Source organism: Flavobacterium aquariorum (assembly GCF_003254745.1).
Classification (GTDB): domain Bacteria; phylum Bacteroidota; class Bacteroidia; order Flavobacteriales; family Flavobacteriaceae; genus Flavobacterium; species Flavobacterium aquariorum.
This window is the reverse complement of sequence record NZ_QKXH01000012.1, coordinates 65,721-91,728: the sequence shown is the minus strand read 5'-3', so window position 1 is coordinate 91,728 and position 26,008 is coordinate 65,721. Positions and strand designations below refer to the sequence as shown.

The 26,008-nt window shown below is 35.5% G+C and carries 24 protein-coding genes; 16 read left to right on the top strand and 8 right to left on the bottom strand.

Annotated features, from left to right (window positions below):
* Positions 1-42: 42 nt before the first annotated feature.
* The 5 genes from DOS84_RS16850 to ric all read right to left on the bottom strand — a co-directional run bounded on the left by DOS84_RS16850 (position 43) and on the right by ric (position 5,066).
* Positions 43-1,278, bottom strand: a complete 1,236-nt coding sequence (locus DOS84_RS16850; RefSeq protein ID WP_111411273.1) for a hypothetical protein — start codon at positions 1,276-1,278, stop codon at positions 43-45.
* Between the two features lie 2 nt (positions 1,279-1,280).
* Entirely contained in the window at positions 1,281-1,997 is a 717-nt protein-coding gene (locus tag DOS84_RS16845; RefSeq protein WP_111411272.1) for an anaerobic ribonucleoside-triphosphate reductase activating protein, read from the bottom strand.
* A complete protein-coding gene (nrdD, locus tag DOS84_RS16840; RefSeq protein ID WP_111411271.1) occupies positions 1,951-2,118 on the bottom strand; it encodes an anaerobic ribonucleoside-triphosphate reductase in 168 nt (55 codons plus the stop codon). Before nrdD ends, DOS84_RS16845 begins: the two co-directional genes overlap by 47 nt.
* 82 nt (positions 2,119-2,200) lie before the next feature.
* Positions 2,201-4,306, bottom strand: coding sequence for a ribonucleoside triphosphate reductase (locus tag DOS84_RS16835; protein ID WP_111411270.1), 2,106 nt, complete (start codon positions 4,304-4,306; stop codon positions 2,201-2,203).
* Positions 4,307-4,334: 28 nt separating this feature from the next.
* Positions 4,335-5,066, bottom strand: a complete 732-nt coding sequence (ric, locus tag DOS84_RS16830; RefSeq protein WP_111411269.1) for an iron-sulfur cluster repair di-iron protein — start codon at positions 5,064-5,066, stop codon at positions 4,335-4,337.
* Positions 5,067-5,497: 431 nt separating this feature from the next.
* On the opposite strand from ric, the gene DOS84_RS16825 reads away from it, so the two are divergent.
* The 12 genes from DOS84_RS16825 (at position 5,498) to DOS84_RS16770 (ending at position 17,191) form a co-directional block, all read left to right on the top strand.
* Positions 5,498-5,932: a c-type cytochrome gene (locus DOS84_RS16825; protein WP_111411268.1), complete on the top strand. Its 435-nt coding sequence runs from the start codon at positions 5,498-5,500 to the stop codon at positions 5,930-5,932.
* A gap of 11 nt (positions 5,933-5,943) precedes the next feature.
* A complete protein-coding gene (locus DOS84_RS16820) occupies positions 5,944-7,278 on the top strand; it encodes a cbb3-type cytochrome c oxidase subunit I (RefSeq protein ID WP_111411267.1) in 1,335 nt (444 codons plus the stop codon).
* Between the two features lie 114 nt (positions 7,279-7,392).
* The gene (locus DOS84_RS16815; protein WP_111411266.1) at positions 7,393-8,184 is read left to right on the top strand and encodes a CbbQ/NirQ/NorQ/GpvN family protein; all 792 of its coding nucleotides are present in this window, start codon (positions 7,393-7,395) and stop codon (positions 8,182-8,184) included.
* A gap of 72 nt (positions 8,185-8,256) precedes the next feature.
* A complete protein-coding gene (locus tag DOS84_RS16810) occupies positions 8,257-10,032 on the top strand; it encodes a nitric oxide reductase activation protein NorD (protein ID WP_111411265.1) in 1,776 nt (591 codons plus the stop codon).
* Between the two features lie 187 nt (positions 10,033-10,219).
* A complete protein-coding gene (locus DOS84_RS16805) occupies positions 10,220-11,185 on the top strand; it encodes a DUF438 domain-containing protein (protein ID WP_111411264.1) in 966 nt (321 codons plus the stop codon).
* Positions 11,186-11,433: 248 nt separating this feature from the next.
* Positions 11,434-12,015 carry a cytochrome c oxidase subunit 3 gene (locus tag DOS84_RS16800; protein ID WP_111411263.1) on the top strand — a complete coding sequence of 194 codons (582 nt, stop codon included), beginning with the start codon at positions 11,434-11,436 and terminating at the stop codon, positions 12,013-12,015.
* Positions 12,016-12,017: 2 nt separating this feature from the next.
* Positions 12,018-12,260, top strand: a complete 243-nt coding sequence (locus tag DOS84_RS16795) for a cytochrome C oxidase subunit IV family protein (protein WP_111411262.1) — start codon at positions 12,018-12,020, stop codon at positions 12,258-12,260.
* Between the two features lie 307 nt (positions 12,261-12,567).
* A complete protein-coding gene (nirK, locus tag DOS84_RS16790; RefSeq protein ID WP_111411261.1) occupies positions 12,568-14,028 on the top strand; it encodes a copper-containing nitrite reductase in 1,461 nt (486 codons plus the stop codon).
* Between the two features lie 28 nt (positions 14,029-14,056).
* Complete coding sequence (locus tag DOS84_RS16785) at positions 14,057-14,434, top strand: c-type cytochrome (RefSeq protein ID WP_111411260.1); 378 nt, start codon at positions 14,057-14,059, stop codon at positions 14,432-14,434.
* 26 nt (positions 14,435-14,460) lie between these two features.
* Complete coding sequence (locus DOS84_RS16780) at positions 14,461-15,228, top strand: formylglycine-generating enzyme family protein (RefSeq protein WP_111411259.1); 768 nt, start codon at positions 14,461-14,463, stop codon at positions 15,226-15,228.
* 35 nt (positions 15,229-15,263) lie between these two features.
* On the top strand, positions 15,264-15,905 hold the full coding sequence (locus DOS84_RS16775) for an SCO family protein (RefSeq protein ID WP_111411334.1): 642 nt from the start codon (positions 15,264-15,266) through the stop codon (positions 15,903-15,905).
* 11 nt (positions 15,906-15,916) lie between these two features.
* Complete coding sequence (locus tag DOS84_RS16770; RefSeq protein ID WP_111411258.1) at positions 15,917-17,191, top strand: alginate export family protein; 1,275 nt, start codon at positions 15,917-15,919, stop codon at positions 17,189-17,191.
* A 72-nt stretch (positions 17,192-17,263) separates the two neighbouring features.
* Here the strand turns inward: DOS84_RS16770 and DOS84_RS16765 are convergent, their stop codons facing one another.
* On the bottom strand, positions 17,264-17,500 hold the full coding sequence (locus DOS84_RS16765) for a hypothetical protein (RefSeq protein WP_111411257.1): 237 nt from the start codon (positions 17,498-17,500) through the stop codon (positions 17,264-17,266).
* 127 nt (positions 17,501-17,627) lie between these two features.
* On the bottom strand, positions 17,628-19,331 hold the full coding sequence (lysS, locus tag DOS84_RS16760; protein ID WP_111411256.1) for a lysine--tRNA ligase: 1,704 nt from the start codon (positions 19,329-19,331) through the stop codon (positions 17,628-17,630).
* A gap of 434 nt (positions 19,332-19,765) precedes the next feature.
* On the opposite strand from lysS, the gene DOS84_RS16755 reads away from it, so the two are divergent.
* Positions 19,766-20,506 carry a hypothetical protein gene (locus DOS84_RS16755; protein WP_111411255.1) on the top strand — a complete coding sequence of 247 codons (741 nt, stop codon included), beginning with the start codon at positions 19,766-19,768 and terminating at the stop codon, positions 20,504-20,506.
* 181 nt (positions 20,507-20,687) lie between these two features.
* Positions 20,688-21,392: a lipoyl(octanoyl) transferase LipB gene (lipB, locus tag DOS84_RS16750; RefSeq protein WP_111411254.1), complete on the top strand. Its 705-nt coding sequence runs from the start codon at positions 20,688-20,690 to the stop codon at positions 21,390-21,392.
* Positions 21,393-21,451: 59 nt separating this feature from the next.
* On the opposite strand, the gene DOS84_RS16745 is transcribed toward lipB, so the two are convergent.
* Entirely contained in the window at positions 21,452-22,111 is a 660-nt protein-coding gene (locus DOS84_RS16745; RefSeq protein WP_111411333.1) for a ribonuclease HII, read from the bottom strand.
* A gap of 383 nt (positions 22,112-22,494) precedes the next feature.
* Between DOS84_RS16745 and DOS84_RS16740 the strand changes: the two genes are divergently transcribed.
* Complete coding sequence (locus tag DOS84_RS16740; RefSeq protein ID WP_111411253.1) at positions 22,495-24,450, top strand: putative porin; 1,956 nt, start codon at positions 22,495-22,497, stop codon at positions 24,448-24,450.
* A 121-nt stretch (positions 24,451-24,571) separates the two neighbouring features.
* The gene (locus DOS84_RS16735; protein WP_111411252.1) at positions 24,572-25,933 is read left to right on the top strand and encodes a pyridoxal-phosphate dependent enzyme; all 1,362 of its coding nucleotides are present in this window, start codon (positions 24,572-24,574) and stop codon (positions 25,931-25,933) included.
* The last annotated feature ends 75 nt before the right edge of the window (positions 25,934-26,008 follow it).

Genomic DNA, 26,008 nt, shown 5'->3' with positions numbered 1-26,008 from the left:
GGTTTTTTACAAATTTAAATAATTTACTTCTATTCTGGGGTATTAAATGCTAGAGTTTCTTATACTAAAGCGATAAATTTTGATTTTATAAAATAGGCTGCCTACTATAAATAATAAGCCTGTTGGCAATGGCAAACTGGCTAAAAATAAATTTTGATAATAATTTGGGAAAGTTCCACTTTTTAAGAATAACCAAGAGCCTTGGAGAAATAAAAGGATTTCGGTTGCGACAAAGCCCATTAGAAAAAGCTGTATTCCCCATTTCTGAATTTTTTTTTGTGAATTCAAAAACTCATTTTGCAATGCAAATCCAAAGAGGAAACCAGTTATTATTCCCAGCATAGTCAAATGGATGTAGCCAATGACAAAATTGCGAATCTCATGAGATACTTGTGCCAATTGGGGAACTAAAACTACCAACTGAATGATGACTTTTAAAGCTAAAGAACATAAAGCAAATCGATAGACGGTTTTTTCTATAAAAGAAAGAGGAGAAAAGAACGTTTGGAACTGAGATTGGATAAGTTGGGCAAAAAGGATAAATGAGATTAATTGAATCGTTATTCCAATGGCATTTATCCAATAAAATATAGGATTAGAAAGTGACCAACTCACGGGCAAAGCCAATGAAAGTATTGTTCCAATAACAAGGAAGTTATAGAACAACCGGAATTTTTTCTCTTCCACATTGATTCTTGACTGTTTGAAAAACAGAGCCAAAACCGCAAACATAAACCATCCGTTAAACTGAAAATGAAGGAAAAACTGAATCGCAATTTGATAAAATGCACTGGCTTTTCCCATCAATCCTACAGCAGGGCCCAGACACCAAACGCCCAATGTAGAAAAAACCATAAAGAATAAAGCGGTTCTGAGCATTCTTTTTTCTGGAAAGGTGCTTGGTTGAGCATCTTTCCAAATCAAATAACAGAAATAGTAACTGCAAAAAATATGCAAAGTCGAAAAGAGGATGGACAAAAAAGCGTAGCCTTGTGCCGGGAAATCAATCATCATACCGACTACGGCGAGTTCCGTTACCCAAAATAATTGATTGTAAATGGATTTTTGTTGTGCTTCTTTGGGAACAAAAAAATGAAAAATCAAACAATATAACATCAAATACACCCAACCCAACATGGCAACATGCGAATGCCCGTGCATCAAAAACTGAAAATTAACGCCTTCAATTGGTGCAACATACATCCATCGAAGCAATAATCCCATTAGCGAAGCAATGAAAAAATTGAAAAAACATATCAAAATCCAGCTCTTTCTCATAATTATCCTCTAAAATGTACTTTAATTTTTTCTGTTGAAAGATTTTCTTTTTCTAACTCTTTAAATGAATGCCCTAATTTTTCTATTGTCGGAGCTCCATTTACAAAATGCTGAATAAAATAATCACCAGTATAGCCCGTATTTTCCAAATACCCAATCATCTGCAGAATGTCTTTTTTGTCCAACAATTCGGAATGCACAGTTGTTCGTGTTTCAAACGAAATTCCACTTTGAAGCAATAAAAGTAATGACTTTTCGAACGGAATAAAAAGTTTCGAATGCGTTATCTTTTCGAAATTCGCAGGCATTGCTTTAAAATCAAGCGCGACATAATCGATAAGCTTTTTTTGGATGAGTTCTTCCAATACTTTTGGTTGGGAACCATTGGTGTCAATTTTGACCAAAAAGCCCATTTTCTTTACTTCGGTGATAAATGAAATACTCTTTTTATGCAACAAACATTCGCCTCCGCTAAAAACAACTGCATCGAGCAACTGTTTTCTCCTTTTTAGGAAATCAAGCGCTTTTTCAAACGAGATGGTCCCTTTTCCAAAAACAATTTCGGGGTTATAGCAATAAAGGCATCGCATATTGCAGCCTGCAAACCAAAGTATGCAAGCTGATTTATGCGGGTAATCCAATAATGTAAAAGGGGTTAAGCTATAAATAGGCTTAGCAACATTTTCCTTCTGTAAAATGAGTTCGTTGTCTGTGTTCACCTTTTTTTCCTATGTTAAAGCTTTCTACGGGTCTGTGGTAGCCCATTACTCGTGTGTACACCAGACATTTGGTGCGCTGTTCTTGATTTTGTTCTAAAATCTGGTTGGTTGTTAGTTTCATTTTTTTATAGTTTAGTTGGGTTATGAGTTTAGAGAGTTTAGAAGTTTATAGAGATTAAAAGAAGCTAAACTTCTAAACTTTTTTATAGTTCAATAAATTTTACTTTTTCCTCAATTATGATTTCGTCACATTTTGGACAATATTCGTGTTCTCCATTCAAATAGCCATGTACTGGACACACGCTAAACACAGGTGTTACGGTAATGTACGGCAATCTGAAATTGGTAATCACTTTTTTGACAAACTGTTTACAGGCTTCCGGCGAGCTTATTTTTTCGCTCATGTATAAGTGTAAAACTGTTCCTCCAGTGTATTTGCATTGCAATTGATCTTGTAGCATCAAAGCTTCGAATGGATCTTGTGTAAAATCTACGGGAATTTGGGAGCTGTTTGTATAATAAATATTTTCTGCTTGCCCTGCCTGAATAATGTCGTCATAACGTTTTTTGTCTTCTTTGGCAAAACGATAAGTAGTTCCTTCTGCAGGAGTGGCTTCGAGATTGTATAGATTTCCGGTTTCTTCTTGGAATTCTTTCATTCGATTACGGATGTGATCTAGAATTTCCGAAGCAAATTCAATACCTGTTTCGGTGGTTACATTATCATCTTCATAGGTGAAATTTTCAATCATTTCGTTCATTCCGTTCACTCCGATAGTCGAAAAGTGATTTCTGAAATGTTGCAGATAGCGTTTGGTGTACGGGTACAGTCCGCGGTCATACATTTCCTGGATAAACACTCTTTTTTTCTCCAAAGTCGATTTGGCGATGTATAAAAGTGTATCCAATTGGGTGAATAATTTCTCTTTGTTTCCTTTGTTCAAATAGCCCAAACGAGCCATGTTAATGGTCACCACGCCAATGCTTCCGGTCATTTCTGCACTTCCAAAAAGTCCGTTTCCGCGTTTCAGCAATTCACGTAAATCCAGTTGCAAACGGCAGCACATACTGCGAACCGCATTGGGTTTGTAGGCATTCTCGTTTTCAATTTGGTTGCCGTTTTCATCCAAAATATATTGGCTTCCTATGAAATTTTGGAAATAAGAAGAACCAATTTTGGCTGTATTTTCAAAAAGTAAATCTGTGTTTTCTCCGTCCCAATCAAATGCTTCAGTGATATTTACCGTTGGGATAGGAAAGGTAAACGGTTGTCCGTTGGCATCACCTTCTGTCATTACGGTATAATAAGCCTTGTTGATTAGGTTCATTTCTTTTTGGAAATGCTCATATCTCAATTCTGTTACTTTTGACACACCTCTCTTTTTGGCTCTGATTAATAAGTCGGAAGTGATGCAGTTTTCAAATATATGATGGTCATTTTTGGTCGGAATCTGTGTTTTTAAATCGTCCGGAACTATCCAATCCAAAGTGATGTTGGTAAATGGAGATTGTCCCCAACGTGCAGGTACATTTAGGTTGTAAACAAAACTTCGTACCGACTTTAAAACATCGTCAAAATCCAAATTATCTTTGAAAACATATGGAGCAAGGTAAGTGTCAAAAGAACTGAAAGCTTGTGCACCTGCCCATTCGCTTTGCAAAATTCCTAGGAAATTAGCCATTTGTCCTAAAGCTTCCCTAAAATGGGCAGGAGGTTTGCTTTCCACACGGCCTCTAACGCCATTAAAACCTTCGTTGAGTAACACACGCAAACTCCAACCCGCGCAATAACCAGTGAGGCAATCCAAATCATGAATGTGGACATCGCCATTGCGGTGTGCATAGCCTTCTTCTTTGTTATAAACTTTGTCCAACCAATAATTGGCAATTATCTTTCCCGCCACATTGTTGACTAATCCCGCATTGGAATAGGAAGTATTGGCATTGGCATTGATTCGCCAATCTGTTTGTTTAATATATTCTTCAATGGTTTGTGTACTGTCCACATAAGTGGTGTCATCATTCAATCCCTCCACATGTTCACGCTGTAATTTTCTCGTGTGCCGAAACAACATGAACGAACGCATTACATCAAAATATTCTTTTTCATAAAGCTTCTTTTCAATCATGTCCTGAATCTCTTCAACGGCCCATACTTCTTCATTTTCCAGCTGAATGATAATGCTTTCAAAAATACTTTCATCAACAGCTATGGAGACGCTTTTGAAACCTTTTTCAATTGCATCTTTGATTTTATGACTTTCAAATGGTTTGTATTTACCATTTCTTTTGATGACGTAATTTCCCATAGTTGTTGATTTTTGGTGTTAATGTTGGTTATAATTGAGCCGAAAATTCTTTTTCGAGTTTAGTTGCTTTTGGGAATAAAATATTATTTTCCAAATGGATGTGTTTGTGCAAATCGGCCTCAAATTCCTGTAACATGGCGAATGTTACTTTATAAGTGTTGCATCCGTCTGCAGGAGGTGTATAATTATTGCTTAATGAGGCTATTTTTCTGAAACGCTCTCCTTCGGCATCGTGTTCGTGCATCATCATAGCAATTGGATTTTCTACTGTTCCAAAATGAGGTTGCTCAATCAATTGATCCGAAATAGAGGCATTGACCATTTTTTTGATAAAAGGGAACAAAATCAGCTCTTCTTTTTTCATGTGTTGTGCCAATTCGCCCGCACATCCTTTGAAAAGTTCATTTATTTTCAATAATTCTGGATGGTTGGCTCCATGAACTCTGCTTAATTTATCCAAAAATTGAAGCAGTGTTGGCGTTTTTTCTGAAACATAACGGTGATGCGTTTTTTCGATATAATCGGCTAATAAATCGATTGGCCATGAATTGAAATCGATTCCCGAATCACTTTTTTGAGATAAAACTGTTTCAATTTCTTTTAATAAGTTATCAGGATTAACTGATTTTTTATCACATGCTTCTTCAATACTTCTGTTCCCATTGCAACAAAAATCGATGCCATATTTTGAAAATAAAGCTGCGGTTCTAAAGTCTTTTGCTACATATTCACCTATTGTAATTTTCTCTAAAGTTTCCATAATGTTGTTTTTTAAAATTAAAATTTAGAGTACAAAAATAGGTACTATTTCAATAAAAGACAAATTTATCTTTAATTAAATATTTTATTTTTTTATTTGTATAAATGTTTGAATAAGAAACGAATGAGATTTGGGGATCTTCTGTTTTTGTCTTTGTAATTTTACGATTATTTGAAAAGTTGTAACATGATAAAAATCATATTTTGGGCATGACTTAAGAACATTCTATTGTTGAAAACTTATCTGACCGACAATTTTAAAAGTTTGTTTTTTATATCGTATAGAGAGAACCTCAAAAAAAATATTTAAAAAAAAAATGATAATCATTACAATAAAAGATAAAAACATCTTTTATATTTGCAATTAAATAAAAGACAAAATTATCCTTTATTTAAAAAATAGAATTATTAACTAACAAAAAACAGATTATTATGCTTTCAAAATCACAAGCACGAGCATTTTTTCTGGGAGGAACTTTGGTCACCTTTTTAATCTTTATTGGATTGACCGTTTATTCGTTTATGCCCAGAAATGATCAAACCAACTACAAGATGATTGACAAACAAGTAGTGAGAGGAAAAGAAATTTGGGAACACAACAACTGCATGGGTTGCCACACCATTTTGGGAGAAGGTGGCTATTATGCTCCAGAACTGACAAAAGTTATCGACCGCAGAGGCGAAGGCTATGTCAAGGCAGTATTGATGTCACCAGTACCTTGGGCTCCAAATGGACGAAAAATGGTTGTTTATAATATGAATGAACAAGATGCCGATGCCGTGGTAGCCTACTTCAAATGGATCGGGAAGATTGATTTGAATGGGTTTGACCGCATCGTTTCTCCTTTATCTAAAGAAAATAATTAATATATATAGATATGAAATATAAATCACAAAAAGTAGCCTACTGGTTTTTTGCACTGTGTATGTTATTGTTCTCACTGCAAATCGTCTATGGTTTTATTATGGGCTTTGACCGAATAGGTATTCAAGGATTACACGATGTAATTCCTTTTAATGTTGCTCGAGCAGTACATACCAATTTATTGGTGGTTTGGTTGTTGACCGGTTTTATGGGAGCGGCCTATTACATTATTCCCGAAGAGGCACAACGCGAATTAATCAGCGTGAAATGGGCATACATACAGTTAATTTCTCTTGCGGTTGTTGGTGTAATTGCAATTATTGGGTTTCACTTAAACCACTGGGAAGGCAGAAAATTTCTTGAGATTCCTAGGGAGCTTGATTTCTTAGTCGTTATTAATGTTCTATTATTTTTAGGATTGATTTTAGGAACATTATTTAAAGGAAAACGCAAAACCACAACCGCATTGGTATTAACTATGGGATTGCTGTTTGCGGCCTTGTTGTATTTGCCGGGAATGATTTGGTTTGACAGTCAGGTGATGGATTCATTCTTCCGTTGGTGGGTAGTTCACTTGTGGGTTGAAGGTGTTTGGGAATTAATTATGGGAGGTATTCTTTCTTATTTATTAATTAAATTGACGGGTGTCGATAGAGAAGTTATCGAAAAATGGTTGTACGTAATCGTTGGATTGACATTTCTTTCGGGAGTTTTAGGAACAGGTCACCATTATTATTATATAGGCGTAAACAAAATTTGGTTGATCGTTGGTGGAATTTTCTCTGCATTGGAGCCTTTGGCTTTCTTGGCAATGGCTTTGTTTGCTGTCAATATGTACCGAAAAGGCGAAAAAAGCCATCCTAATAAAATCGCTTTATTCTGGACTATTGGTTCTTCTATAGTTTCATTTGTTGGAGCAGGATTACTTGGTTTTGCGCACACTTTGCCACAAACCAACCTTTATACACACGGAACTTTGGTAACAGCCATGCACGGACATTACGCGTTCTGGGGTGCTTATGCGATGATTGTTTTGGCAATAATCAGTTATGCCTTACCGAATTTAACAGGGCGAAAAAGATACCAAAGCGGAACAGGAATGGCCGCTTTCTGGTTGTCCAATATCGGAATGTTAGGAATGACAGTTGCTTTTGGAGTAGCCGGAGTGGTGCAAGTGTATTTGGAACGAAAAATGAAAATGGAGTTTATGGTCGTGCAAAATGAAATCAGCATTCACTTTGTGGTATTGTTGATTTGCGCAACGATGTTTGCCACAGGAATAGGTCTATTTATATTTGATTTCTTTAAATATGGTCGCCCGACAGATGAAGCTTTAGAAATAAAATAGATTACTAATTCAGCCTTTTTTTTAAACCGGAACGTTTTGGCAACAGTTTTTGAACTCCATTTCCATAAAAACGATTGTTTTACGTTTCGGTTTTTTTTCAAAAAATTAAAAAATATGTTAGTAGATACTTTAATACCCGTACCATATTACCACACAGTAGGCAAAGAAGTCGATGTCTTTGAACATTCCTATAAAAATAAAATTCCCTTTTTGTTGAAAGGACCGACCGGGACAGGGAAATCCCGTTTTGTGGAGTATATGGCGCATCGATTTGAGAGAAATTTAATTACGATCAGTTGCCACGAAGAAACTTCTTCTACCGATTTGATTGGCCGATTTATCATCAAAGGTGCCGAAACGGTTTGGCTAGACGGTCCTTTGACCACTGCTGTAAAAGAAGGGGCGATTATTTATTTGGATGAGGTTGCCGAAGCCCGTCCCGATGTGATTGTGGCAATTCACTCCCTGACCGATCACCGTCGTGTATTGTTTATTGACAAATTGGGAGAAACCATTAAAGCACATGATGATTTTATGTTGGTCGCTTCTTTTAACCCAGGGTATCAAAGAGGTTTTAAAGAGCTAAAACCATCCACACGTCAACGATTTATTGCAGTTTCTTTTGATTATCCAGAGTCGAAAATTGAAACTGAGATTTTGGTTAATGAGGCCAATATTGATAATGATACAGCCAAGAAGCTTGTGGCCATTGGTAACAAGATTAGAAATTTAACTGAATTGGGATTGACCGAAACGGTTTCGACACGACTTTTGGTAGATGCTGCGAAAATCATCCACAGCGGATTGCCAAAACGATTGGCGGTTCACGTTGCCGTCGTAGAACCATTGACAGATGATTTACAAACGTTGGAGGCATTAAAAGATTTGTGCAATTTGATGATATAAGAAAAAAGTTATCAGTTATCAGTTACCAGTTTGCACTGTGACTGAAAACTGCAAACTGAAAACTGAAAAATTATGGGTTTCGAGATAGATGAATACTTAGTTGGGAAGTTTTTTAAGCATTTGAAAAGCAGGAAAAAAATAAGTCCCGAAATAGAAGACAGAACGGTTACTCTTGCTGAGATAAAACCCCGCTTGACAATAATGGCACGTGCCTTGACAGGAAAAGCCATTGAAATATTTCCTGCCGAAAGGGAAGGAGGTTACAAGAACAATAACTTTTTTCTTCCGATTTCGTTTGCTGAATTCCCTACTCTGGAAGAGAACCTTACTTTTTATCATTTCAGAATTTTGTATCTCAGCGTGCAACAGCGCCTGAATTACAATTGGACCGCTGAAGAAACCGAACCGGAATTATCCCTTTCGCAACAAAAAGCATTGGAAACATCCGAAGATATTCTTGCCATTTTGTTTAAAGAATTTTCTATTGATGAATCCTTTTTGGCGAATGCCAAAAATCATTTTATTCAAAAATCAACTGCTAAAAAGGAACCTGATTTTTCTTGGTTATTTGGAAAATGGATGAAAAATGAACCAGAAATCGATAGTGACAATGTGTTGCAAAACTTCTCGGACAAGACCAAAAAACCAAATGAGATTCAGCCTTTAACTACGCTTAAAGCAAAAGCTGTTGAGGAAGTGATTACAGTGGAACTTGACAAAAAGCAACAAGAGGATTATGTGATGCTACATAATTTTGAAAAAGTGGAAACCGCCGAAGAATTCAACGGAAATTGGCGTGATTTTGACGGATCAGATGAACTCGAAGACCATCAAGATGCGTTGGATGAACTGAATATGAAATACACTGTTCGGGTTGACGATACGGCACATTCCGTTTATCAATCCGATTTTATGGAAAACACCACAATCTCCGAAAGCGCTTCCGTGGATGAAAAAGGATTTCATCTTTCCTATGATGAATGGGATTGTAGCAAAAACACCTACAAAACAAATTTTTGCAAAGTATATCCAAAATTACAGCTAAAAACAGACAACGATTATTACCAAAAAACGATACTAAAGAATTCCTCCACCTTGATGGGATTGCGTAAAATGCTGACGAATGTCAACAACAAAATGCAACAGCAAAAAAGACAAACCCAAGGCGACGAATTTGACATTGATGCCATCACCGATTTGTATGTTGATGTGCATTCCCGAAGAACGCCTTCGGATAAAATTTATGTTTCTAATCGAAAAATAGAAAAGGATTTGTCTATTCTGATTCTTTTGGACATCAGTCTTTCAAGCGATGGCTACGCTGCCGGAAATAGAGTGATTGATGTGGAGAAAGAAGTTTCGATTCTGTTTGGAGAAATCCTCAACGAATTCAATATTGATTTTTCGATAGACAGTTTTTACTCCAAAACCAGAAATTATTCGACTTACCTGACTGTGAAAGATTTTGATGAAAATTGGAATGTTGCCAAACACAAAGTGGGAGCAGTGGAACCTTGCGGTTACACCCGAATTGGCGCCGCACTGCGGCATGCAGGAGTTCGCCTCGACAAACGAAGCACAAAAAACAAATGGGTCATTTTAATCTCTGATGGAAAACCCAACGATTACGATAAATACGAAGGAAAATATGGAGTTAATGATGTAAAGCAAGCCCTTCGGGAACTCAATTCAAAAAATATTAATTCCTATGCTTTGGCCATCGAGGCCGAAGCCAAATATTATTTGCCACAAATGTTTGGGCAAAATCACTACCAAATTTTAACGACTCCCGTCGAGTTGCTGCAATCGTTAGTGAAACTATATGAAAAGATAAAACTCCAAAAATAGAATTAACCATTAAGAAGTAAAAATTAGATTTTTGAATTGGAAACTTTTTAACCATATAAGAAATATAAGTCCATATAAGTAAAGCTTAAATGCTCTTATATTTCTTATATGGTTAAAAAATGCTCCCCTAAAACTTAATTTTCTTAATCTCTTAATGGTTCAAAAAAAAGTTTAAAATTTAATTAAAATGACAGAAACAGTTCATACACCAGTATTGCCAGAAGGTCATCCAGTTTGGATTTACTTTCAGGAAAAAGAATTGATAGAGTCTCTTTTGCAAGAGATTACAAGCGTAAATCCATTGATTGATTTACCAAAATACACCAACATATTCAATCAGTTGCTTACGATAGAGAAACGTTTTGCCCGCAAGGAAAATCAGCTTTTTCCTTTTTTGGAAAAGAAAGGTTGGGTTGGCCCATCGCAAGGAATGTGGTCGTTTCATGATAATTTGAGAGAGCAGTTTCGTTTGATTCAATATTATCTCAAAATGAATAATCCCGAAAGAATTGAAACCAATACTCCTTTTTTGGTAGATGGAATTTATCGATTGATGGGAGTTGAAGAAAACGTCTTGTTCCCAAACGCATTGGACATCCTTACCGAAAATGATTGGATCGAAATGCGCAAAGGCGAAGAAGAAATTGGTTGGATGTTATCGCAAACCCCACCGCCTTTTCCCAAAGTGGAATATATTCATCCGAGCGAGGATTTCACCATCAGAGAAATGCCTTTTTCATTGGAAAACACTTCGCATTATGACGAAGGATACATGACTGTGGAGCAGGTGAATCTGCTTTTCAGAACCATGCCGTTGGATTTGACTTATGTGGACGAAAATGACAAAGTGATTTTCTATAATAGGGGCGAAGAGCGCGTGTTTCCCAGAAGCGCCGGAATCATTGGTCGTGAAGTGAAGTTTTGCCATCCGCCGAAGAGCGTGGGAACGGTTCTCAAAATCTTGGATGAATTCAGAAAAGGAACCCAAAATGAATCTTCTTTTTGGATAAACTACAAGGATCGCCTGATTTACATCCGCTATTTCGCCGTAAGGGATGCCAATAAAAATTACAAAGGCGTGATCGAAATGTCTCAGGATATTACCGATATCAAGAAAATTGAAGGCGAAAAAAGGTTATTGGATTGGGAGTAAAAAAGGAATGAGAATTAAGATTGCAGATTTCAGAATTTAGGGCAGGAAGAATACGTTTTTTAGGCAATATGATTCCTGCTTTCCGTTACAAACGAAGTTCACTGAACTCCTATGAAAATAAAAGTATAGGGAGTAATCAGGATTAAAAGGAATGAATTTTTTTTTTGCAATTATTTAAAAAAAGAAATAATTAACCCCAGTTTTCAATATCTGCAATCTAAATTCTGCAGTCTAAAATCTAAAATAAAATGGATACCTTAAAAATAAATTACAAAAGCATTTATTATCCCCCAGGAGGAATCCTGATGTGGATTATCATTTTTTTGGAACTCATCACTTTCGGAATGGCATTGGTCGCATTCGTCTATTACGGAATTGAAAATGCCACTGTTTTTCATGAATCACGTATGCAATTGAATACCGCGTTCGGAGCAACAAATACTATTTTTTTATTGACAAGCGGTTTTTTTATGGCCAATGCAGTGCATTTGTTTAAGGAAAATGAAGTTAAGAAATCATCAGTATTCTTTAAGTTGGCTATGTTGGGCGGATTTTTGTTTTTGGCACTGAAAAGCGTAGAATATTATCATAAAATAGAAAGCGGAATTTCATTGGATACCAATATGTTTTATACTTTTTATTGGCTGTTAACAGGTTTTCATGTTATCCATGTGATTATGGGATTGGTTATCTTGGGATGGACAAACTACGGAATGAAAAAGAAAAATTCAGATACTACTGTTGAAGACGTCGAAGCCTGTGCTGCTTTTTGGCATATGTGTGATCTGATTTGGTTGCTTTTATTTCCTACACTTTATTTATTTTTTTAGTAATGAAAAATTCACTAATTTTAGTCTTTACATTGTTGTTAATTATCACAATTACAACTACTTGTATTGTGAATTCGTTTTCTGTCTCTGCTTTTATTGCCCCTGTGATAATGGTCTTGGCCGCTGTTAAATTTTTATTGGTTGCTTTTCAATTTATGGAATTAAAAAAGGCACATTCTTTCTGGAAAATCAGTTTGATAATAACTTTAGGATTGCTTGTAATTTTGATTATTGGGATTAAGTAGTTACTAAGTAACTAAGATTCTAAGTCGCTAAGATTAAGAAGATAATCTAAAAAAATTATGCTCAGTTAATCTATGGAATTGATATAATGTGAAAGTGGTTAGAAAAGGTCTGTGAACTTTTTTCAACTTAGAATCTCAGTTGCTTAGAATCTTAGCAACTTAATTAGTGGATAGAATAAGGGTCTTAAAAAAAAGTTAAAAACATGATATTTATCATTAATTTTTTGAAACTCAAATTTTAATTTTACACTATAATAAAAGACAAAACTATCCTTAATATAAAGCCACTTTTTAAAACGAAACAATTATGAAACAATTATTCCATTTTAGCAAACCCTATAAAATTATTGCTCTTGCATTATTTGCCGCTGCTAGTATTTTTTCTTGCGGTAAAAAAGAAGAAAAACATGACGTTGATTATTACGAAAAAATAAAAGTCGAAGGTCAAAAAGAAGCAGAACTTACAGCACCACCATTTGTTCCAAAACCTGTTGGTGACAGACCTGCGATGCATTTGGTAGTCAATATGGAAATCAAAGAGCAAGAAGGTGAAATGGTCGATGGGACAAAATATATTTATTGGACTTTTGGAGGTTCAGTTCCTGGAAGTTTCATTAGAACAAGAGTGGGTGACGAAATTGAATTTCACTTAAAAAACCACCCAGACAATAAATTGCCACACAATATAGATTTGCATGCGGTAACAGGGCAAGGAGGAGGAGCTTCTTCTTCAATAGTGGCACCGGGCCATGAAAAAGTATTTAATTTTAAAGTGTTAAATCCTGGATTATATGTATACCATTGCGCTACTGCACCTGTTGGAATGCACATTGCAAACGGAATGTACGGGTTGATTTTGGTAGAGCCAGAAGGAGGTTTGCCACCAGTTGACAAAGAATTTTATGTGATGCAAGGTGATTTTTATACCAAAGGGAGTTATGGGGAGCAAGGTGTGCAGCCTTTTGATATGAACAAAGCATTGAAAGAAGAACCGGATTATGTGGTTTTTAATGGTAAAGTGGGGGCAATTGCGGGAGATAATGCGCTTACTGCCAAAGTTGGAGAAACTGTTCGTATTTATATGGGTAATGGTGGACCAAACTTACTTTCTTCATTTCACGTTATTGGTGAAATTTTTGATAAAGTTCACATTGAGGGAGGTGATGCTATTAATACTAACGTTCAAACGACATTAATACCAGCTGGAGGTTCTGCAATTGTAGAATTTAAAGTTGATGTACCAGGAACATTTATTTTGGTGGATCACTCTATTTTTAGAGCATTTAATAAAGGAGCTTTAGGAATGCTAAAAGTAACTGGTGAAGAAAATAAAAAAATCTATTCTGGTACAACGCAAGAAGGAATATATTTGCCAGAAGGAGGAAATATTCAAAATATGCCTGAAGGAAAAAAAGAAGCCAAATCTACAGTGGCCAAAACACTTCCTGAACAAATCAAATCTGGAAAAGCAATCTTTGGAACAACATGTTTTGCTTGTCACCAATCTGAAGGACAAGGAGTACCAAATGCATTCCCTCCATTAGCCAAATCAGATTATTTGAATGCTGATCCAAATCGCGCTATTCAAGCAGTTATTAGAGGATTAAGTGGTGAGATTACAGTAAATGGCAAGAAAATAAACAGTGTGATGCCAAGTCAAAATCTATCCGACGATGAAATCGCCGATGTTCTAACTTATGTTTACAGTAGTTGGGGTAATAATAAAACAGTAGTAACACCAGCAATGGTGAAAGCTCAAAGAAAATAATAAACACAATTTTAAATATTTATAAGTCATGAAAAAATACATTTTAGGAATAGCATTAATTGGATTAAGTTTGAAAGGTTTTAGTCAAGATGCAAACAAAGGGAAAGGGGTATATACCAAAACCTGTATTGCCTGTCATCAAGCTACTGGAGCAGGAATTCCAGGTGCTTTTCCTCCACTGGCCAAATCTGATTATTTGAATGCCGATGTGAATCGTGCAATTAAGCAAGTAATCAAAGGATCTAATGGTACAATCACCGTAAATGGAAAGAAATTCACTGGAGCTATGCCTCCTCAAGCTTTGAGTGACCAGCAAATTGCGGATGTACTTACTTATGTATATGCTAGCTGGGGAAATAGCAAAAAATCAGTAACAGTAGCAATGGTGAAAGCCCAAAGAAAATAATAAATACTAAAGCAAAAAGAGCCTCAATGATACCACTAAAAAAAATAATAACCTTCTTTTTATTGTTGATATGCGTTGGTCTTTTTGCTCAAGAAGTTAAAATGGTAACCATAAGTGGGGGAACGTTTGTCCCCCTCTATGGAGCCACTACCAAAAAACCAGTCAAAGTAGCTCCATTTAGCATAGATGTTTATCCAGTTACCAATGCCCAATATCTTGCCTTTGTAAAAAAATATCCAGATTACAGTCGTTCGAAAATGAAAGGATTGTATGCCGATAAAAGTTATCTAACCCAATGGGAAAGTGATTTTAATTATGGTAAAAATAATTTGAGTAATGCACCTATAACCAATGTATCTTGGTTTGCTGCCAAAAAATATTGCGAGTGCCAAGGAAAAAGATTACCATCGATGGATGAATGGGAATATGTGGCTATGGCTGATGAAAAACGATCTGATGCCCGTACCAAAGAAGAATTTAACAGATACATTTTATCTTGGTACGAAAAACCAAAAACCTATTCGAATCCTGTTGGACAAACCTTCAAAAATTATTGGGGTGTCTATGATATGCACGGTTTGGTTTGGGAATGGACATCGGACTTCAATAGCATTTTTCTTTCGGGAGAATCCAGAAAAGATAAAGACACTGATAAGAATCTCTTTTGCGGAAGCGGATCAGTAAACGCAACCGATTTGATGAATTATGCTGCTTTTATGCGCTATGCTTTTAGAGGTAGCTTGAAAGCAAATTATACTACAAAAAATTTAGGTTTTCGATGTGCCAAAGATTAATGGCATCTTTCGAAATCCAATCAAAACCAAACAAAATGAAATCAAAGTTAGCCCAAAAGCGTAAAGGAATTTTTAAAAACAGATTGTACTTTGTACTTGTTTTACCTATTTTTGCGCTGTTTTTTGTTTTTCAAGGCTGTAATAAAAAAGAAGCTGTAGATAAAGATAAGCCTATTTCGGATTTGTCTATTTATAATTTGCCTTCCAAATGGACGAATCAAAATGGGCAAAATATTGAAATGAAAAATTTGAGGGGTAAAGTGCTTGTAATGGTAATGATTTATACTTCCTGCAAATCAGCTTGCCCTCGTTTGGTGGCAGATATGCGTAATATCGAATCGCGTTTACCAGACAACGTTAAGGAACATGTTAAATTGGTATTAGTGAGTATTGATCCTGAAGTGGATACGCCAAAACGTTTAAAGGAGTTTGCTATTGCCAATAAAATGGATGGCGAGCATTGGGAATTCCTGAGATCTACGGAAGAGAATACAAGAGAGTTCGCAGCAGTTTTGGCTGTCAATTACAAGAAAATTGCACCACTTGAATTCTCTCATTCTAATATTATAAGTGTTTTCAATGCCGAAGGAGAATTGGCTTATCAACAAGAAGGACTAGGAGTAAACTCGGATGAAACCATCAAAAAAATAACTGAAGAAGCAGTTAAGCTAAACTAAAATTTCACAAAATGAAGCTATTTAAAATAATGACACTGGCAGTTGTGTTAATGGCCAGTATGAATACTTTTGCCCAAGAGTTCGATGCCAATTTACAAATTAGGCCTCGTTACGAGTTTAGGAATGGGTATAAAGCGCCAATTCCTTTCGGAGAAACTCCAGGTCAGTTTATTTCAAGTAGAACGCGTTTGAATTTAAATTTCAAACAAGATAAATTTATTACTAAACTGACGATGCAAAATGTTCGTGTTTGGGGAGATGTAGCCCCAAATACCAAGGCAGATGCAAATGGTGTTCAAATATTCGAAGCTTGGGCACAATACAATTTTAATGAAAAATGGAGTACCCGTATTGGTCGTCAGGTGATTTCATATGATAACCAGCGTATTCTTGGTGAAGCAGATTGGGCTCAACAAGCACAAAGTCATGATGCTTTATCTGTAACCTATAAAAATAAGAAAAGCCAATTAGATCTTGCGGTTGCTTATAACGCCAATGGCGAAACGGATATTGCAACACCCTACACGGTTGCCAATTACAAAGCCATGCAATATGCTTGGTATCATACTGAGTTGGGAAAAATAAATATGAGTTTATTGTTTTTAAACACAGGTTACGAAAATAAACTAGTCGCTCCAATTCCAACTCCAACTCCTGAATTAAAAGTAGATTATATGCAAACTTTTGGAACTTATATGAATACCAAAGGAAAATCTTGGGATGGAAATCTATGGTTCTATGGACAAACAGGAAAAAGCACAACTTATACCGTGAGTGCTTTTGATGCAGCTCTTAATTTTAATTATGCATTGACAGATAAGTTCAAAGCGGGTCTTGGATATGAATTTCTATCGGGGAAAAGTCAAGCTAATACCAGTACCGACATAAAATCATTTAATCCTATTTTTGGAACCAACCACGGATTGAATGGATATATGGATTATTTCTACGTAGGAAACCATAAAAATTCGGTAGGTCTTCAAGATGTTTTTCTGAAATTTGGATACAATGTCAACAAATGGCAGTTTGCTTTATTGCCACATGTTTTTAATGCTGCCAATACGGTTTTGGATGCTAGTGGAAATGAAATGAGCAACTATCTTGGTACGGAAGTTGATTTAACATTTGGCTATTCAGTACATAAGTTTGTAAATATCACTGGAGGTTATTCACAAATGTTTGCAACAGATACAATGCAGAAACTGAAAGGCGGTGATGTGGATCACACCAACAATTGGGCTTGGTTAGCAGTTAATGTGAACCCACAAATTTTTTCTTATAAATAAAGGTGTTAATTTCTTGTGTAAACGAAAAAGAGCTTCAAATTGGAGCTCTTTTTCTATTGATTTTAATACGTTCTACAGCTCAGTAATCCATTCTGGGTCCTCTTTGTCAAGTTGTTCCTCAGAAAGATCATTTTTAAATAGTATATCTTCTTCGTTATCTTTTGCCATTTCCAATTCATTTTCATTTAAATGTTTAATTTCATTTGGATCTAATGGTTGAAGTAAATTCATAATTTGCTTTAACAAGTCAATATCATCGGCAGATTTCAACTTATCAATTATTTTTTGTTTTAATTCTAAAGTGTTCATAACGTGTGGTTTTGACTAGTAAAGTTACAAAAACGAATATGGATTGTTTAGTTTAATTCGATGTTTTTATATAAAAAAAGGAGCTTCAAATTGAAACTCCTTTAAAATAATATAGTTAGAATAAAGATTACTCTATCAATTCCACAATCTTATATTCTCCTTCAACAGCCACTTTAGTTAAGCCATTTTTAGACAAACCTTTCATAGCAGCATCCCATTTTTTACCACTTAAATTTGCAGTAATTTTTAATTGCTGAAGATCCATTTTATTTTCATTTCCTTTCAATAAATCTACGATAAATTTCTCTTCATCAGTCAATTCAATTTGGGCTTTTTTGGTTTCAGGACGCATTTGAGGGAACAATAAAACTTCCTGAATTGATGCATTATTAGTCAAATACATAATCAAACGATCCATTCCAATTCCCATTCCAGATGTTGGAGGCATACCATATTCCAAAGCTCTTAAGAAATCTTCATCGATAATTCCGTTTGCTTCATCATCACCTTTTGCAGCCAAACGCATTTGATCTTCAAAACGTTCACGTTGATCAATCGGGTCATTTAATTCAGAATATGCATTTGCAATTTCTTTACCGCAAACCATTAATTCAAAACGTTCAGTAAGATCAGGATTATCGCGGTGTTCTTTACACAAAGGCGACATTTCTTTAGGATAATCTGTAATGAAAGTAGGCTGAATGTAATTTCCTTCGCATTTCGCACCAAAAATTTCATCAATCAATTTTCCTTTACCCATTGTATTATCAACATCAATTCCCATTCCTCTTGCAGCTTCAAAAAGTTCTTCTTCACTTTTTCCGGAAATATCAAAACCAGTAAAATGTTTGATAGAATCAGTCATTGTAACACGTGCATAAGGTGCTTTGAAATTGATTTTATGTTCACCAAAAGTAACTTCGCTAGTTCCATTTACGGCAATTGCACAATGCTCAAGTAAACCTTCAGCGAATTCCATCATCCAGTTGTAGTCTTTGTAGGCTACATATATTTCCATAGCAGTAAATTCAGGATTATGCGTTCTGTCCATTCCTTCATTACGGAAGTTTCTGGAAAACTCATAAACACCATCAAATCCACCAACAATTAATCTTTTTAAATACAATTCGTTTGCAATACGCATATAAAGTGGAATATCAAGCGAATTATGATGCGTGATAAAAGGTCTTGCCGAAGCACCACCAGGAATTGATTGCAAAACCGGAGTATCAACTTCAAGATAACCTGCATCGTTAAAATAACCTCGCATTGCAGTGAATAACTTTGTACGCTTGATAAAAGTTTCTTTCACGTTTTGGTTCACCGTCAAATCCACATAACGCATTCTGTAACGCAATTCGGCATCATTAAAAGCATCGTGAACTTTTCCGTCTTCGTCCACTTTTGGTAATGGCAACGGACGCAACGTTTTACTCAAGAAAGTAAATCCGTCGACACGAATACATTGTGCACCCACTTTGGTAGTAAATAATTCACCTTCAATACCAATAAAATCACCTAAATCGGTCAATTTTTTGAATACCTGATTGTACAAAGTTTTATCATCACCTTCACACAAAACGTCGCGATTCACGTACAATTGAATACGCCCTTCGCTATCCTGCAATTCGGCAAAACAAGCTTTTCCTTGATCTCTAACGCTCATCAAACGCCCAGCAACAATCACTTTTTTGCCCTCTTCAAAAGACTCCTTTATTTGCTTTGAAGTATGATTTACAGGAAAAAGATTGGCAGGATAAGGATTGATTCCTAAATTACGTAAAGATTGAAGTTTTTCTCTTCGGATGATTTCTTGTTCTGATAAGGCCATTAGATACTGTTTTTTAAGTGCGCAAAGATAACAAATTGATTGCAGATTTCAGAATGCAGATTTTAGATTTTTTGGGAGCAGAAATATTCGCTTTTTTTTCATGTATTCTCCCGCTATCCGTTGCAATCTCCCGAAAAAAAATCGGGAGGATTTTCACTACTATCGGGGCTAGGCTACAAGTTTAGTTTTCATAAGACCTTTACCAAAGCTAAATTGGAATTTAATAGCATTAAACTATTTCTTTAACCGCAAGGTTCGCTAAGGATTAAGCGAAGAACGCAAAGCTTTGCGAACTTTGCGCTTTTTTTCTTAGCTCCCGATAATTATCGGGATTGCGGTTAAAAAAAAGCGTGTAAAATCCGTACAAAATAGTGTAACTTCGTTTTGTGAAAACTTAGAAACTTAGTCTCTCATCATCTTAGAAACTAAAAAAAATGAAAAAATACTTCTTCCTCCTCTTAATTCTATTAACCGCAAACTGTCAAGTTACAGAAACTCTTCATCTCAACGCCGATGGTACCGGAAAAATTGAAGTAGTCGATCTAAGAGACGAGCACAGTTATATGCAGTTGGCAAAAGAAGAATATTCAAAAGAAGATATCTATAGAGACACGATTTATGTATTTGCGGATTATTTTAAAAAATATGCAGAGACATTTACCAGAACTCCAAGGGAAGATCAAAATGTATATTTTAGATACTCTGATGTAAAAGTACACATCAAGAAAAGTTCTTACGAAAAAGAGTTCAAAACGACAGTTTCTCAAAATTTCAAGAAAGCTACAGACATTGTGGATCTTTATAAAGTCGAAGACTATGCCGATAATATCAAAAAGAATTATGCTTTGTCTGCCGAAGAACATTATTATGAAGTTAGTTATATTTTTGAAGGAAATCATTTTAACAGAACCGTAAAAATCACCGATTCGATACAATTAAAAAAAGAATTTGATAAAGTTGAAAAATACAAAAACCATTATAAAGGATACAAACTTGTTCAGAGTTATGTATTGAACTATCATTTTCCTCGTAAAATCCAATCAGTTTCCAATTCGCTTGCCAAGATTAGTGACGACCGTAAATCACTGTCGTTGCAATTTCTATTATCTGATTGTCTGCAAAATCCATTGAGTACAAATCTTGAAGTTGTTTTAGAATCTGAATCTGTTGATTAATACGTTTTCCTAACAGGTTTGCAAAACCTGTTAGGAATTTTGTCGTTGAGTAGATAGAAGATATTATACCTAACCCGTTTTGGAAACCTGTTAGGATGCCATAAACATTCGTACATTTGCAAAAATAAAATCTTAGAATCTTAGAATCTCAGAGTCTAAGAAACTTAGTTGCTTTAAAAAAATGAACAAAACCATCCAACTTCAAGATTTAGGAAATAAAGATTACAATGAAACTTGGGCGTACCAAGAAGAATTGTTCAAGGGAATTGTGGATCTGAAGATCCAAAATAGGAGAGAAGAAACTGCTATTCCGACTCCTAATTATTTTTTGTTTGTAGAACATCCTCACGTTTATACTTTAGGGAAAAGCGGTGATTTGAGTAATTTGCTTTTATCCGAAAAACAATTAGAAGCCAAAGGTGCGACTTTCTATAAAATCAATCGTGGTGGTGATATTACGTATCACGGACCAGGACAAATTGTAGGTTATCCTATTCTGGATTTGGAAAATTTCTTTTCGGATATTCATAAATACTTGCGTTTTCTGGAGGAAGCTATTATTCTGACTTTGCAGGAATACGGTTTGGAATGTGGACGAAGCGAGGGCGAAACCGGAGTTTGGCTTGGCGCAGGAACACCATTCGCCCGAAAAATATGTGCTATGGGAGTTCGTGCTTCCCGCTGGGTAACTATGCACGGTTTTGCCCTAAACGTCAACGCTGACTTGGGGTATTTTGACAACATTATTCCGTGTGGAATCCGCGGCAAAGCGGTTACTTCACTTCATGTAGAACTTGGTGTAGAAAAAGTGGATGAGCAAGAAGTCAAAGAAAAAATCTTAAAACATTTCTCTGAATTATTCGAAGCGGAGTTTGTGACTTCTTAAAATCTCGAAAAAAAACTTTGTGAACTTTGCGGCTTTTTTTTGTGTCTTGTGATTAAATTTTAAAAATCCAATTCCAACTGCTCCGGTAGCAACCTAAAACTCATTCGGTGGTATTTTGTGGTGCCGTATTTTCGGATGGCATCGCGGTGTTCTTGTGTGGGATAACCTTTGTTTTTTTTCCAATTGTACATCGGGAATTCTTCATGAATTTTATCCATATATTCATCACGATACGTTTTTGCCAAAACCGAAGCGGCAGCAATACTCAGATATTTCGAATCTCCTTTTATGATACTTTGATTCGGAATTGATTTTAATAATTCTATTTCAGCTTTAGAGAATTTTTTTCCATGATTGTTTTTTAAACCCAATTTGGCATTTAGCGATCTGTTGCCGTCAACAATTATGAATTCGGGAGTTTTGGTTAATTTCAAGACGCATTCCTGCATTCCTTTCATCGAAGCATTCAGGATATTGATTTCATCAATTTCATTTGGATGCAAATGGGTCACGGCGAATGTGATGGCGTGTTCTTCTATAATTGGTCTTAGTTTTTCTCTCGCTTTTTCGGATAATTGCTTGCTGTCGTTTAGGATGGTGTTTCTAAAATCAAAAGGCAAAATTACGGCCGCAGCTGTAACTGGGCCGGCAAGACAACCGCGTCCGGCTTCGTCGGTGCCGGTTTCGAGCAGGAAAGTGGAGAAATTATTAAGAAGCATATTGAAATATTTTCGTGTGGCAAATATTGTGATTTTTTCTTGATTTTCTTTTTTGTGAAGCAAATTGATTTCAGGAAAATAAAAGATGTGGGAATTGTATTCACGCTGTTGGGAGTTGGGAGAGGGATAGTAGCAAGCTACCAAAGTAGCGCGTATAGCCCGACAGCATTAGGAAAAGGGGCGAATAAGCGATACAGTGAGTTAGCCCCTTTTCCTACTGGTGGCTCGCCCAAATTATTTAGGAAAGATAAGTTGTGGTTTGTAACTAAATTATGTTTTGTTGTTTGTTCTATAAATTGAGGTGTTTTTTTATTTATACGTTTTTATCCTTTACCTTTGCTCGATATATAAGTAAAATAATTGCCTAATTATAACCGTTTCAAATGAGAATTTTCTTTTCGTTATTTTTTGTAGCTTTTCCAATTCTCCTGTTTTCTCAAGTAAATAGTGCTAAAGAAATTGATTATAATAGTAAGTACAATTCTTCGGATTCTATTAAGAAGAAAAAAGCGCCAGAGGCAACTTATGATATGTATCAGATTATTTCGTTGAATAAGGATACGACATATATTGATACTACCCAATCTATCCGAAAAGCATACAGTCATAATTATTTGAGGAAAGATAATTTTGGTTTGTTGAGTTTTACCAATATTGGTCAAACTTATAATACACTTCAATATGGTCTTAATGGTTTTTCGCCTTATCCTGAATTTGGATTTACCGCAAAACAGTTTAATTATAGCAAGGCAGAAGATATTAGATATGCCAATGTAGCCACTCCTGTAACCGAATTATATTTTAAGACAACAATACAAAGAGGTCAGTCAGCAGATTCTTATTTTGCCATAAATCCGTCTCCAAGACTAAACTTTTCCATTGCCTACAAGGCTTTGCGATCGGAAGGTAGGTATATCAACCAGGAGGCCAGAACGGGTAATTTTAGATTTACGACGAGTTATAATACCAAGAATGGGCGTTATGTTGCCAATGCGCATTATGTTGCTCAGAAGATCCAGAACGAGGAAAACGGAGGGATTAGCAATGTAAGTGATTTTGAAAGTGGCGATCCAGCGTTTGATAATAGAGCCCGATTAGGGGTTTATTTTGAGGATGCTATGTCTGTGTTAAAAGGCAAACGTTTTTTTGTTGATCAAACCTTTAGAATAAATCCCAAAAAAGGCAGCAATAATTTATATGTTACTGAACAGTTTAATTACGAGGATATTTATTTTAATTTTACTCAACAAACGGTGCCTTCAACTGTTGGAGGGGTAATCGTGGATCGTTATGGAGATTCCTTTTTGACCAGTGGAATTGATGACAAAACTACCTACAATAAAATGTACAACAAATTGGGATTGGTTTATGAGAACATGACTTTGGGGGCTTTTACTTTTTTTGTTGATGATTTGCATTCGAATTATTTCTACAATAATATTTTGTATTTGGATGCGGAAACCGTTCCTAACTTGTTGAGCCAGAAAATAAACACTTTTGGAGGACAATATAATTATCGCAAGGACAAATGGAATGGGAAGTTCTTATATTCCAAATCGGTTACGGATCAAAATTTATTCAATCTTGATGCATCGGCGGTGTATGATATAAACGATGAGAACCAAATATCATTCAGGTATCAAAGTATGAATAAATTGCCTAATAATAATTATAATTTGTACCAAAGTAGTTATAGAAAATACAACTGGTCAAACGATTTTGTAAATGAAAAAATAAACGCAATCAGTGTGAATGCCGATACTAAATGGGTATCGTTGTCTTTGCTGCTGAATTCGGTAAACGATTATTTGCATTTTGCTGATGTATCGACTGATGCGGAAAGAGCATTGGGTACACAAATAGTGGCTCCGGCTCAATATGGTAAAGCAATTAATTATGCATCGCTTAAAGTTGCAAAAGAGTTTGTTGTTGGCAAATGGGCTTTAGATAATACTTTATTATTTCAAAAAGTGGATCAATCGGATTTTATTTTGAATGTGCCTGAATTTGTGACTAGAAACACTTTGTATTATTCGGACTTTATGTTTGAAAAAAGATTGTTTTTGCAAATAGGAACGGAACTGAATTATTTTACGAGTTATTATAGTAATAGTTATAATCCTTTGATTGGCGAGTTTTTTGTTCAGGATAGAGTGAAAATAGGGAATTATCCGCTTCTTGATTTTTTTGTAAATGCCAAAATTCAGCGCACTCGAATCTATTTGAAGGCAGAACATTTTAATTCGCTGTTTTCAAAAAATAATTATTTATCGGCACCTGATTATCCGTATCGTGATTTCTTAATTCGTTTTGGATTAGTTTGGAACTTCTTCAATTAGTGTAGAAATTAGTCATTTAGAAGTTAAGTTTAAATTTGAAAAATTGACTAATTTTGCTTTTATATATAAACTATATGTAAATAGTGCGGTTTAAAAATAACCCCCCAATAAAAAAACAAAAATGGAATACTCAGAAAATATATTAGGAACTATTGGGAATACTCCATTGGTAAAACTCAATAAAATAACTGCGGAAGTAGATGCTTTGGTTTTGGCCAAAGTAGAGACATTCAATCCTGGTAATTCGGTAAAAGATCGTATGGCTGTAAAAATGATTGAAGATGCCGAAGCTGATGGACGTTTGCAACCAGGTGGAACTATAATTGAAGGAACATCCGGAAATACTGGAATGGGATTGGCACTGGTTGCCATTATAAAAGGATATAAATTGATATGTGTGATATCCGACAAGCAATCCAAAGAAAAAATGGATATTCTTCGTGCAGTTGGAGCTAAAGTAGTGGTTTGTCCTACTGATGTGGAGCCAACCGATCCACGTTCATATTATTCGGTTTCCAAAAGATTGGCTGAAGAAACACCAAACTCTTGGTATGTAAACCAATATGATAATTTGTCAAATACATTGGCACACTACGAGCAAACTGGGCCTGAAATTTGGAAACAAACAGAAGGGAAAATTACTCATTTTGTGGTAGGTGTTGGTACAGGTGGGACGATTTCTGGAGTTGGTAAATTCTTAAAAGAGAAAAACCCGAACATCAAAATCTGGGGAATCGATACTTATGGTTCTGTTTTTAAAAAGTACCACGAAACAGGTATTTTTGACGAAAATGAAATTTATTCTTATATCACTGAAGGAATCGGGGAAGATATTTTGCCAAAAAATGTGGACTTTTCTCTGATTGATGGATTTACCAAAGTAACTGATAAAGACGCTGCTGTTTATACCCGAAAAATTGCACTCGAAGAAGGAATATTTGTTGGGAATTCGGCTGGTGCTGCGGTAAAAGGATTATTACAGCTCAAAGAACATTTCAAACCGGAAGACGTGGTTGTGGTATTGTTCCATGATTCAGGAAGTCGATATGTGGGCAAAATGTTCAACGACGATTGGATGAGAGAAAGAGGATTTTTGGAAGAGGATGTTACTAAAGCTGAAGATGTGATCAAAGATCATATCGATAAACCTTTGATAGTTGTTCGTACCGAAGAATTGGTTTCGCATGCAATTGATCGTATGCGCAAGTATAATATTTCGCAAATTCCTGTGGTAGATATTAATGGATTTGTTGGTTCTGTTGACGAAACAGATTTGTTTAGAAGTTATATGGTCGATAAAAATGTGATTGACAAGCCTATCAAAGAAGTAATGGGAAAACCTTTTCCTGTTGTTAAATTAAGCACATCAATCGAAGAAGTTTCTAAATTTTTCACCAAAGATAATGATGCTGTTTTAGTAGAACTTGAAAACGGAAACCATCAAATTATTACAAAATCAGATATTATTAAGGCGATGAAATAAATTTATTTGGATTGCAGATTTTCTACTAATTATTAAAATCTGCAATCTAAAATCTGCAATCTAAATTCTAAAATT

Coding starts and splice junctions, on each gene's coding strand:
- nrdD (WP_111411271.1), bottom strand. CDS start 2,118: ATGAAACTAACAACCAACCAGATTTTAGAACAAAATCAAGAACAGCGC.
- DOS84_RS16765 (WP_111411257.1), bottom strand. CDS start 17,500: ATGAACACTTTAGAATTAAAACAAAAAATAATTGATAAGTTGAAATCT.
- ric (WP_111411269.1), bottom strand. CDS start 5,066: ATGGAAACTTTAGAGAAAATTACAATAGGTGAATATGTAGCAAAAGAC.
- DOS84_RS16805 (WP_111411264.1), top strand. CDS start 10,220: ATGACAGAAACAGTTCATACACCAGTATTGCCAGAAGGTCATCCAGTT.
- DOS84_RS16820 (WP_111411267.1), top strand. CDS start 5,944: ATGAAATATAAATCACAAAAAGTAGCCTACTGGTTTTTTGCACTGTGT.
- DOS84_RS16770 (WP_111411258.1), top strand. CDS start 15,917: ATGAAGCTATTTAAAATAATGACACTGGCAGTTGTGTTAATGGCCAGT.
- DOS84_RS16755 (WP_111411255.1), top strand. CDS start 19,766: ATGAAAAAATACTTCTTCCTCCTCTTAATTCTATTAACCGCAAACTGT.
- DOS84_RS16735 (WP_111411252.1), top strand. CDS start 24,572: ATGGAATACTCAGAAAATATATTAGGAACTATTGGGAATACTCCATTG.
- DOS84_RS16850 (WP_111411273.1), bottom strand. CDS start 1,278: ATGAGAAAGAGCTGGATTTTGATATGTTTTTTCAATTTTTTCATTGCT.
- DOS84_RS16780 (WP_111411259.1), top strand. CDS start 14,461: ATGATACCACTAAAAAAAATAATAACCTTCTTTTTATTGTTGATATGC.
- DOS84_RS16815 (WP_111411266.1), top strand. CDS start 7,393: ATGTTAGTAGATACTTTAATACCCGTACCATATTACCACACAGTAGGC.
- DOS84_RS16835 (WP_111411270.1), bottom strand. CDS start 4,306: ATGGGAAATTACGTCATCAAAAGAAATGGTAAATACAAACCATTTGAA.
- DOS84_RS16775 (WP_111411334.1), top strand. CDS start 15,264: ATGAAATCAAAGTTAGCCCAAAAGCGTAAAGGAATTTTTAAAAACAGA.
- lipB (WP_111411254.1), top strand. CDS start 20,688: ATGAACAAAACCATCCAACTTCAAGATTTAGGAAATAAAGATTACAAT.
- DOS84_RS16740 (WP_111411253.1), top strand. CDS start 22,495: ATGAGAATTTTCTTTTCGTTATTTTTTGTAGCTTTTCCAATTCTCCTG.
- DOS84_RS16785 (WP_111411260.1), top strand. CDS start 14,057: ATGAAAAAATACATTTTAGGAATAGCATTAATTGGATTAAGTTTGAAA.
- DOS84_RS16810 (WP_111411265.1), top strand. CDS start 8,257: ATGGGTTTCGAGATAGATGAATACTTAGTTGGGAAGTTTTTTAAGCAT.
- DOS84_RS16745 (WP_111411333.1), bottom strand. CDS start 22,111: ATGCTTCTTAATAATTTCTCCACTTTCCTGCTCGAAACCGGCACCGAC.
- DOS84_RS16800 (WP_111411263.1), top strand. CDS start 11,434: ATGGATACCTTAAAAATAAATTACAAAAGCATTTATTATCCCCCAGGA.
- DOS84_RS16825 (WP_111411268.1), top strand. CDS start 5,498: ATGCTTTCAAAATCACAAGCACGAGCATTTTTTCTGGGAGGAACTTTG.
- nirK (WP_111411261.1), top strand. CDS start 12,568: ATGAAACAATTATTCCATTTTAGCAAACCCTATAAAATTATTGCTCTT.
- DOS84_RS16795 (WP_111411262.1), top strand. CDS start 12,018: ATGAAAAATTCACTAATTTTAGTCTTTACATTGTTGTTAATTATCACA.
- lysS (WP_111411256.1), bottom strand. CDS start 19,331: ATGGCCTTATCAGAACAAGAAATCATCCGAAGAGAAAAACTTCAATCT.